Consider the following 9,654-nt stretch of genomic DNA (forward strand, 5'->3'; position numbering starts at 1 on the left):
TGTGTGTTCTCTTGGCTACTTACCCGTAACGCTACCCGATGCCGCAGGCTCGCCAGCCGCGGGTACAGCCGTGTCGGCAGCGCCCTGGTGACCCGCGTTCTGGTGGTCCAGTGCAGCCTTGACCAGGCCGGCGAACAGCGGGTGTGGGCGGGTGGGCCGCGAGCTCAGCTCGGGGTGCGCCTGCGTGGCGACGTAGTACGGGTGGACGTCGGCGGGCAGCTCAACGAACTCCACCAGCTTGCCGTCCGGGGAAGTGCCGGAGAAGACCAGGCCCTTGTCCGCGATCTGCTGGCGGTACTTGTTGTTGACTTCGTAGCGGTGCCGGTGGCGTTCGCTGACGGTGGTCTTGCCATAGGTTTCGGCGATGACCGAGCCTTCGTCGAGCTTGGCTTCGTAGAGGCCCAGGCGCATGGTGCCGCCCAGGTCGCCGCGGCCCTCAACGTATTCCAGCTGCTCTTCCATGGTGGCGATGACCGGGTACTTGGAGTCCGGCTCGAACTCGCTTGAGGAGGCGCCTTCCAGGCCCACCACGTTGCGGGCGTACTCGATCACCATGCACTGCAGGCCGAGGCACAGGCCCAGGACCGGGAGCTTGGTTTCGCGGGCGAACTTCAGGGCGCCCAGTTTGCCTTCGAGCCCGCGGATGCCGAAGCCGCCAGGCACGCAGATGGCGTCCACGCCGTCGAGCGCCTTGATGGCACCCTCGCGGGTTTCGCATTCGTCGGACGGGACCCAGCGGATATTGACCTTGGCCTCGTTGGCGAATCCGCCGGCACGGAGCGCTTCGGTCACCGAGAGGTAGGCGTCCGGGAGGTCGATGTACTTGCCCACCAGCGCGATCTCGACGTGGTGCTTGGGGTTGTGGACGGCTTCGAGGAGGCGGTCCCAGCTGGTCCAGTCAACGTCCTTGAACGGCAGGTCCAGGGCGCGGACGATGTAGGAGTCCAGCCCCTGGCCGTGCAGCGTCTTGGGGATGTCGTAGATGCTGGGGGCGTCCGCGGCGTTCACCACGGCGTCGATATCGACGTCGCACATGCGGCCGATCTTTTCCCGCATGGCGTCCGGGACTTCGCGGTCCGAGCGGATCACGATGGCCTCGGGCTGGATGCCGATGGAGCGCAGTGCGGCGACAGAGTGCTGCGTGGGCTTGGTCTTCAGTTCCTGGGACGGGCCGATGTAGGGCACCAGGGAGACGTGGAGGAAGAAGACGTTGTTCCGGCCGATGTCCTGGCGGACCTGGCGGGCGGATTCGAGGAAGGGCTGGGACTCGATGTCGCCGACGGTGCCGCCGATTTCGGTGATGATGACGTCGGGGGCGTTCTTGCCCTCGGCGGGCAGGCGCATGCGGCGCTTGATTTCATCCGTGATGTGCGGGATGACCTGTACGGTGTCGCCGAGGTACTCGCCGCGGCGTTCCTTGGCGATGACGGTGGAGTACACCTGGCCGGTGGTCACGTTCGCGGAACCTTCAAGGTTCTCGTCGAGGAAGCGCTCGTAGTGCCCGATGTCCAGGTCTGTCTCGGCGCCGTCGTCCGTGACGAAGACCTCACCGTGCTGGAAGGGGTTCATCGTGCCCGGATCCACGTTCAGGTAGGGATCGAGCTTCTGCATCGTGACGGACAGGCCGCGCGCCCGCAGGAGGTGACCAAGGCTGGAGGCCGTCAGTCCCTTGCCGAGCGAGGATGCCACACCACCGGTGACAAAAATGTGCTTCGTCGTCTTGGAGGAACCCGGGAACCGGGAATTTACACGGGAATTTGATCGCTGCACCACGGAGTTCGAGCCTATCATCATTTGCGTCTTCCCGTCGTTGTCCGGGTCAGGCGCGCTGGGGCAGGAGCCGGGCGTCGTCGAGCAGTTCCCTGGCGTGGGCCTGCGCCGATTCGGAGTCCTCCTGGCCCGCCAGCATGCGGGCGAGTTCGCGCACCCGCTCAGGCTCGTCGAGGAGGCGGACATCACTGGAGGTGAACCCGGTGGAGGTGCCGCCGTCGGCTCCCCTGACCGAGGTTTTGGTCACAGTGATGTGCTGGTCGGCGAAGGCGGCCACCTGCGGCAGGTGGGTGACCACCAACACCTGAACGTGGCGTGCCAGCATGGCGAGGCGGCGGCCAATCTCGACGGCGGCACGGCCACCCACGCCTGCGTCCACCTCGTCGAACACGAACGTAGGGACGGGATCGACGGCGGCCAGCACCACTTCGATGGCCAGCATGACCCGGGACAGTTCACCGCCGGATGCCCCCTTGCCCAGCGGCCGGGCGGGCGCCCCGGAGTGCGGCTGCAGCAGGAAGCTGATCTCGTCAGCGCCGTGCGGGCCGAGCTGGCCGGCGTTGTCGAGGTTGATCACCAGGGTGGCGTCGGCCATGGCCAGGGCCTTCAGCTCGGCGCTGACGCGGGCGGACAGGTCCTTGGCAGCTTTGGCGCGGATCTTGCTGATGGCGGCCGACTGTTTGGTCAGGTCCGCTTCGGCGCGGACCACCTCCGCGTCCAGGGCCTCGATGCGGGATGAATCGTCCTGCAGCTCATCGAACCGGACGCGCGCCTTCTCAGCCCACTCCAGTACTTCGTCGATGGTCGGGGCATACTTGCGGACCAGTTTGGCCAAGGCGGCGCGCCGGTCCTCGATTTCGGCGAGCCGTTCCGGGCCCTCGGAGTCCAGGCCGGCCTGGTAGCTGGCCAGTTCGGTGGCGATGTCGTTGAGCAGGAAGCCCACCTCTGCCAGCCGGGCGGCCGCTGACCCCAGTTCGGCGTCGTGCTCAGCCACGTGCTCAAGGGTGCGTTTGGCGGAGTCCACCAAGGTGGTTGCGTCGCCCGCTTCACCGAAGTCCTCAGCGATGAGGGCCTGGTGCGCGGTGCTGGCGGCAATCCGCAGTTCTTCCACGTTGGCAAGCTTCACGGCCTCGGCCTTGAGCAGCTCGTCCTCCCCCGGCTGCGGATCAACATCGTCGATCTCGGCGAGGGCCGCTTCCAGGGATTCGGCTTCGCGGAGCCTGTCCCGTGCCGCGCTGCGGAGGGTGTCCAGCTCCGCCTGGCTGGCTTTCCACCGGCTGTACAGGTCCTGGTAGGCCGCCAACGGCCCGGCCAGGGTCTCGCCCGCGAATTTGTCCAGGGCTTCGCGCTGGGCCGTGGCGCTCTTCAGGCGGATCTGGTCGGACTGGCCGTGCACCACCACCAGGGACTCGCCGATCTCGGCCAGGACACCCACCGGCGCTGCCCGGCCGCCCAGGAACGCCCGGCTCCGTCCGTCCGCACCCAGGCGGCGGGCAAGGATCAGCTCCGTCCCGCCGTCGAACTCCTCAGCCTCCGCGCCGGCGTCCAGGGCACGGGCGACGGCGGGATGTCCCGTGTCGAGCTTAAGCACGGCCTCGGCGGTGGCGCTTTTGGCGCCGCTGCGCACGGCACCGGCGTCCGAGCGGGCGCCCAGCAAAAGCCCGACGGCGGTGACCACCATGGTCTTGCCGGCACCGGTTTCTCCGGTGACGACGCTCAGTCCCGGGCCGAGCGGCAGCGTTGCGTCGGTGATGACGCCAAGATCGCGGATTCTCAGTTCTTCAAGCATGGATTCACTTTGCGGTCGACGGATCGGGATCGCTGCCCGGGTTATCCACCTGCGGTACGGGCAGCGGCGGCATGGGCCGCGGTGTCCGCACAATGGGGATGGGGCCGGTGTGTACGGCATCGGATTTCGGCACCGGGCCACGCCACCCGTGGATGGGCAGCTCAAACTTTCGGACCAGCCGGGCGGAGAACGGCGTTTGGTGGGTGCGGGCCAGCCGGACGGGGGTGGCGGACTTGGTCACTTCCACCCGGGCGCCGGGCGGCAGGTCCACCGAGCGCCGGCCATCGCACCACAGGACGCCCTGGGCATCGGTCCGGCCCAGGACCTCGACGGCCAGCTTGGACCTGGGCGAGACGACCAGCGGCTTCGCGAAGAGCGCGTGGGCGCTGATGGGAACGATCACCAGAGCCTCGACCTCCGGCCACACCACCGGTCCGCCGGCGGAGAACGCATAGGCCGTGGACCCTGTGGGGGTGGCCAGCACGATGCCGTCGGAGCCGAAGGACGTCAGCGGGCGCTCGTCCACCTCGGTCACCACTTCCAGCATCCGTTCCCGGTTGGCTTTCTCGATGGCGGCTTCGTTTAAAGCCCAGGTGTGCCAAATCTTCTGGCCGCGGACCCACACCTGGACATCGATGGTCATGCGCTCTTCAACCGTGTACTCACGGCTGGCAATCCACTCGACGGTTTGGGCCAGGTCGGCCCGCTCGCTTTCGGCCAGGAAACCCACGTGGCCCAGGTTGACGCCCAGCAGCGGCACGTCCACCTCGCGGACCAGTTCGGCTGCCCGCAGGATGGTTCCGTCGCCGCCGAGGACCATGACAAGTTCAACGTCGGGCAGCTGCACGTGGTCGTGGAGCACCTCAACCGGCTGGGCCAGGTGGCCAAAGAACCGCTCCATGTCGCCGAGTTCGGACTCCTGCATCACGGGGACCATGCCCGAGGCGTGCAGCAGGGCGCAGGCCTCCCAGGCGGCTTTCAACGACTCCTCGCGGCCGGTGTGGGCAAGGACCAGTACACGCCTGCTCATCAGGTTCCGCTCTCTAGTGGTTCGGCCAGATTTGTCCGAGCAACGCAGCGGCTGCTGCCTCTCGCTCTTCGATCTTAGGCAAGTCTTTGCTGATCCTGCGTTTTATCCACAGGAAGTATTCGACGTTTCCGTCCTGTCCGGGCAACGGACTGACCGCCAGGCCGCACAGGTCCAGCCCGGCATCAAGCGCTGCCCTGGCTACCTTCTCCACGGCCATCCGGCGCTCCCGCTCCGATGTGACCACCCCGGTACGGCCCAGGCGGTCCTTGCCGATTTCGAACTGCGGCTTGACCATCAACACCAGGTCACCGCCGGGTTCCGTGCAGTCCGCCAGCGGCTGCACCACCAGGGTGAGGGAGATGAAGGAGAGGTCCGCGACCGTCAGGGACGCCGGGCCGCCGATGTCAGCCGGCGCCATGTACCTGACATTCATTCCCTCGTGGACATCCACCCGCGGATCGTCCCGGAGGTGCGGCACCAGCTGGCCGTGTCCGACGTCGACCGCCACCACGCGCGCGGCCCCTCGGCGAAGGAGGACGTCGGTGAATCCCCCAGTGGAGGCGCCGGCGTCGAGGCACCGTTTGCCCTGTGCCGATACCCCGGGGAAGGCGTCCAGCGCGCCGGCCAGCTTATGGGCGGCGCGGCTGGCATAGGTGTCCTGCTCATCGTGTTTGACGGCGAGGTCCCGGCCGTCGTCAATCTGCAGGGAGGCCTTGGCGAGGACCTGGCCACCGGAGCTGACCTTGCCTTCGGCGATGAGCGAGGCTGCGTGCGTGCGTGACCTCGCCAGGCCGCGTGCCACCAGGGCCTGGTCAAGGCGGACCGGCATCAGGCCTCCCCGCGGCCAGGGTCGGTGGCAGCGCGGATGCTGTCTGTGGGGTCACTGTTGAGGGTGGCCAGCAGGTCATCGTGGAGCGCGTTGTAGATGGCCTCGTGCTCCGCGGCCGGGAGCCGGGGCATGTCGAGGAGCTTGGCCACGGACCGCGCCACGTCCGGATCCGTGATGCCCTGCCCGGTCTCCCGGGTGCCTTCCCCGGGCCATTCGGGAGCGGGCTGGCCTGCCGTGTCGTCCGGTTCGGTCAGCTCAGTCATTGAACCAGTCTAGTGATCCATCCATACCAGCTTGGGCGCCTGTGGGCTTGCGGCGTCCGGGGTGGCAGCCCACCATGCCGCGCATGCGGCCCGCCATGAGTCCAGGTCGTCCTGGCCGCCGATGATGCCCACGGCTCCGTTGGCCACGCGGGCCGTTGCCCGGCCGCACGTGTAAGTGCCGTCGTCGTGCGTCACCTCCGGGTAAGCGCGGTGCAGGTCCGTCAGGTTGCCAATGATGTAGTTGGGCCGTTCCGGGGCCCGCGCCGCAAGGATGGTCTCGCGCGTGTCGACGCCGGTGAGGACGGCAACGGTGGCGAAGCCCGCGTTGTTGCCGCCCAGGATGTCCGTATCCAGCCGGTCGCCCACCACCAGGGGGCGCTCGGCCCCGAGCCGCTTTGCCGCGGAGTGGAACAGCGGGGCCTCGGGCTTCCCCGCAACTTTGGGCTGCTGCCCGGTGGCCGCGGCGACAGCGGCCACCAGGGTGCCGTTCCCAGGGGCGATTCCACGCGCCTGGGGTATGGACATATCAGTGTTGGTGGCCACCCACAGCGCACCGGCGTTCACCACATACGTGGCCTCCGCCAGGTCCTTCCAGCCAATGGCAGGACTGAACCCCTGGACCACTGCCACGGGCTCCTCTTCCTGGCTGCCCACGGGAACCAGGCCTGCAAGTTCGATTTCCCGCGCAAGCGCAGGGCTTCCGGTGATGAGGACCCTGGACCCGGCTGCCAGCAGCGAGGCAAGCAGGTCCGCCGCGGCCTGGGAGGAACTGACCACCTGGTTGTCCTCGGCCGGTGCTCCGAGTTCACGCAGGTGCGCCGCAACCTCTGCGGGCGAACGGGACGCATTGTTTGTCACGTAGCCCAGGCCGATGCCCAGCCCGGAGAGCTTCTTCAGGGATTCGACTGCTCCGGGAATGGCGTGCGGCCCTGCATAGACCACGCCGTCCAGATCGGCCAGGAGCGCATCGAACCGGGAAACCAGGGACACCTCAGTCATCCGTGTTCAGTCCCGTCCTTCGTCAAGGTGCCGGGTATCACCGTTGTCTTCGCTGTCTTTATTGTCTTCGCCGGCTTCCGGGGCGGCATGGTCAGCAGCCGGGGAGTCGAGTTCATCGTGCTCCACCGAGTCCAGATCCGATTCAGCATCGTCGGAGACGAAGTAGTCGGCCTCCTGGTCGTCGATGCTGCTGTCCGGGACAGCCTTCGCTTCCGTGGCGCGCGCGCCGCCCGCCGAAGGGGCGGCAGGCGCCTCTGCCGGGCTTTCGGCGTCGGCAGACCTGGCGGCGTCCTCCAGCGTCCTGCGCCGCTTGGCCTCTTCGCGGGCTTCCTCTTCCTCGTCCCAGCCCAGGTCGATGATCTCTGGTTCCTCGTCCACGCCCTGGCCCAAGGCGTTTTCCGCCACTACAGCCTGCCGGCTCCACTTCCCCGATTCGTCCTGGCGCCCCACCGCTGCAAGCGCATCGGCATAGGCGCGGAAGAGCCGCGGGCTGTAGGAGAAGGCACGGTTGATGTCCAGCTGCGGGATCTCGAGTTCCGCCACAGCCGCGTCCAGTTGGCCAAGGTCCGTCCGCGCGCCGGCCGCAACGATGGCCAGTTCCACTTTGCCGGGAGCGTCCAGGTCCTGGGCTTCCTCGGAACGGGCAACGTCAAGGGCGCGGTCGGGGCGACCCAGGCCACGCTCGCAGTCGGCCATGACGGGCAGGTGCACGTTGGAGCCACTGATCCGGCGGAAGGTGCGGAATTCGCGGAGCGCCTCACCGTAGTGGCCCGCTGCGTAGGCAGTGAGGCCAACGGCTTCGCGGACAGCCGCGAGCCTGCCGCCACGGCGGCTGGCGGCGAGTGCGTGCTGGAAGGCCAGCTCGGGCTCGTCGTCAATCAGCCGCCCGGCCATTACCAGGTGGCGCGCCACCCACTCCGCGCTCTTGGACTCGAGGGTCTTGATCTGGTGCTGCGTGGCGCGGTCCAGTTCCTTGCCCGTAACGTCCTCGTCGATTTCGGGTGAGCGTTCCCGGTCCGGCCGGTTGGCGCTGCGAAGGTCGGCGGCATTGGGCACGCGCGCCGGACGCTCTTCCTGGCGGTCACGGCCGAAGCCGCGGGGACCGGAGCTGCGGCCGGATTCGCCGCGATCGAAGCTGCGGGGCGCGCGGTCCTGCCGGTCACCGAACGGCTTGCGGTCGCGGTCACCTGCTCCGTAGCCACGGCGCTCACCTTCGCCGTCACGGCGCGGACGATCACCAAAGGGCTTCCGATCGCGATCACCGAACGGCTTGCGGTCACGGTCACCTGCACCGTACCCACGGCGCTCACCTTCGCCATCACGGCGCGGACGATCACCAAACGGCTTCCGGTCTCGGTCACCGAACGGCTTCCGGTCGCGGTCACCTGCACCGTAGCCACGGCGCTCACCGTCGCCCTCACGGCGCGGACGATCACCAAACGGCTTCCGGTCTCGGTCACCGAACGGCTTCCGGTCGCGGTCACCTGCACCGTAGCCACGGCGCTCACCTTCGCCATCACGGCGCGGACGATCACCAAACGGCTTCCGGTCACGGTCACCGAACGGCTTCCGGTCGCGGTCACCTGCACCGTAGCCACGGCGCTCACCTTCGCCATCACGGCGCGGACGATCACCAAACGGCTTCCGGTCACGATCACCATAGGACTTACGCTCACCACCGGCACCGCCACCAAAACCGCGACGCTCACCCTCACCATCACGACGCGGACGATCACCAAACGGCTTCCGGTCACGGTCACCAAACGGCTTCCGGTCGCGGTCACCTGCACCGTAGCCACGGCGCTCACCGTCGCCCTCACGACGCGGACGATCACCGAAGGGCTTCCGGTCACGATCACCATAGGACTTACGCTCACCACCGGCACCGCCACCTTAACCGCGACGCTCACCCTCACCATCACGCCGCGGACGATCACCAAACGGCTTCCGGTCACGATCACCATAGGACTTACGCTCACCACCGGCACCGCCACCTTAACCGCGACGCTCACCCTCACCATCACGCCGCGGACGATCACCAAACGGCTTCCGGTCACGGTCACCGAACGGCTTCCGGTCGCGGTCACCTGCACCGTAGCCACGGCGCTCACCCTCGCCCTCACGACGCGGACGATCACCAAAGGGCTTCCGGTCACGATCACCATAGGACTTACGCTCACCACCGGCACCGCCACCCAAACCGCGACGCTCACCCTCACCATCACGACGCGGACGATCACCGAACGGATTGCGGTCACGGTCACCCAACGGCTTCCGGTCGCGGTCACCTGCACCGTACCCACGGCGCTCACCCTCGCCGTCACGTCGCGGACGATCACCAAAGGGCTTCCGGTCACGATCACCATAGGACTTACGCTCACCACCGGCACCGCCACCAAAACCGCGACGCTCACCCTCGCCCTCACGACGCGGACGATCACCGTACGGTTTGCGGTCACGGTCGCCAAACTGTCGGCGCTCACCGCCGCCGGAAGACTCGCCACGGGAGAAGTTGTTGCCGTCGCGGTCGGACCGGGACCTGAAGCCGCGGGGCTCACCGCCGGAATTGTTGTTGCCGCGGAACGCGCCGCGGTCATTGCCGCGGTTGCCACCGTTGTGCTCGGCCATATGGATTCCTCCTGTTGTGAGCCGACCACTGGCGCAACTGCAGCCGCTCGTTTCGTTTCCTACGCAACCCGAAATCAAGCGCTTCGAAGTCCGTACATCTTCATCAATTCTAGTGGAGGCACAAAATCCCACGGGACAGAGCGGGCCCTGGCAGCGGTATCGTGGCCATCTTCACAACTCCAGGGGCGCCCCATCACGTCCTGCCGCTTCTCCCCCAACGCCCTATCACGTTTTGCCGGTTTTGGGGCGGGATGTGGTGGGGCGTCCCCAGGGAAGGGCCGGGAGGTGGTGGGGCGTCCGGTTGGGTGTGTGGTTGCTTGGTTGTTAAATGTGGGAGGCCCCAACC

General features: G+C 67.5%; 8 protein-coding genes. All 8 read right to left on the reverse strand.

The genetic code is table 11. The features are described 5' to 3' along the window. Window positions 1–15 precede the first annotated feature (15 nt). The 8 genes from VXJ37_RS17625 to VXJ37_RS17660 are packed head-to-tail and all read right to left on the reverse strand — an operon-like array spanning window position 16 to window position 9,139. Window positions 16–1,791 carry a CTP synthase gene (locus tag VXJ37_RS17625; protein WP_331324343.1) on the reverse strand — a complete coding sequence of 592 codons (1,776 nt, stop codon included), beginning with the start codon at window positions 1,789–1,791 and terminating at the stop codon, window positions 16–18. Between the two features lie 28 nt (window positions 1,792–1,819). Continuing rightward, complete coding sequence (gene recN, locus VXJ37_RS17630; RefSeq protein WP_331324337.1) at window positions 1,820–3,559, reverse strand: DNA repair protein RecN; 1,740 nt, start codon at window positions 3,557–3,559, stop codon at window positions 1,820–1,822. Between the two features lie 4 nt (window positions 3,560–3,563). Further along, window positions 3,564–4,589 (reverse strand): NAD kinase, encoded by a 1,026-nt coding sequence (locus VXJ37_RS17635; protein WP_141940831.1) that lies wholly within the window; start codon window positions 4,587–4,589, stop codon window positions 3,564–3,566. Between the two features lie 13 nt (window positions 4,590–4,602). Continuing rightward, window positions 4,603–5,418: a TlyA family RNA methyltransferase gene (locus VXJ37_RS17640; protein ID WP_331324338.1), complete on the reverse strand. Its 816-nt coding sequence runs from the start codon at window positions 5,416–5,418 to the stop codon at window positions 4,603–4,605. After that, window positions 5,418–5,681 (reverse strand): hypothetical protein, encoded by a 264-nt coding sequence (locus VXJ37_RS17645; protein ID WP_331324339.1) that lies wholly within the window; start codon window positions 5,679–5,681, stop codon window positions 5,418–5,420. Before VXJ37_RS17645 ends, VXJ37_RS17640 begins: the two co-directional genes overlap by 1 nt. A 9-nt stretch (window positions 5,682–5,690) precedes the next feature. After that, window positions 5,691–6,680 (reverse strand): HAD-IIA family hydrolase, encoded by a 990-nt coding sequence (locus VXJ37_RS17650; RefSeq protein ID WP_331324340.1) that lies wholly within the window; start codon window positions 6,678–6,680, stop codon window positions 5,691–5,693. A gap of 6 nt (window positions 6,681–6,686) precedes the next feature. Next, window positions 6,687–7,574 (reverse strand): hypothetical protein, encoded by an 888-nt coding sequence (locus tag VXJ37_RS17655; protein ID WP_331324344.1) that lies wholly within the window; start codon window positions 7,572–7,574, stop codon window positions 6,687–6,689. Further along, window positions 7,574–9,139: a hypothetical protein gene (locus tag VXJ37_RS17660; protein ID WP_331324341.1), complete on the reverse strand. Its 1,566-nt coding sequence runs from the start codon at window positions 9,137–9,139 to the stop codon at window positions 7,574–7,576. Before VXJ37_RS17660 ends, VXJ37_RS17655 begins: the two co-directional genes overlap by 1 nt. Between the last annotated feature and the right edge of the window lie 515 nt (window positions 9,140–9,654).

Source organism: Pseudarthrobacter phenanthrenivorans (assembly GCF_036455295.1).
Lineage (GTDB): Bacteria > Actinomycetota > Actinomycetes > Actinomycetales > Micrococcaceae > Arthrobacter > Arthrobacter phenanthrenivorans_C.

Excerpts from the sequence above, each read along its gene's own strand:
- recN (WP_331324337.1), bottom strand. The coding sequence starts at position 3,559 with ATGCTTGAAGAACTGAGAATCCGCGATCTTGGCGTCATCACCGACGCA.
- VXJ37_RS17655 (WP_331324344.1), bottom strand. The coding sequence starts at position 7,574 with ATGGCCGGGCGGCTGATTGACGACGAGCCCGAGCTGGCCTTCCAGCAC.
- VXJ37_RS17640 (WP_331324338.1), bottom strand. The coding sequence starts at position 5,418 with ATGCCGGTCCGCCTTGACCAGGCCCTGGTGGCACGCGGCCTGGCGAGG.
- VXJ37_RS17645 (WP_331324339.1), bottom strand. The coding sequence starts at position 5,681 with ATGACTGAGCTGACCGAACCGGACGACACGGCAGGCCAGCCCGCTCCC.
- VXJ37_RS17650 (WP_331324340.1), bottom strand. The coding sequence starts at position 6,680 with ATGACTGAGGTGTCCCTGGTTTCCCGGTTCGATGCGCTCCTGGCCGAT.
- VXJ37_RS17625 (WP_331324343.1), bottom strand. The coding sequence starts at position 1,791 with ATGATAGGCTCGAACTCCGTGGTGCAGCGATCAAATTCCCGTGTAAAT.
- VXJ37_RS17635 (WP_141940831.1), bottom strand. The coding sequence starts at position 4,589 with ATGAGCAGGCGTGTACTGGTCCTTGCCCACACCGGCCGCGAGGAGTCG.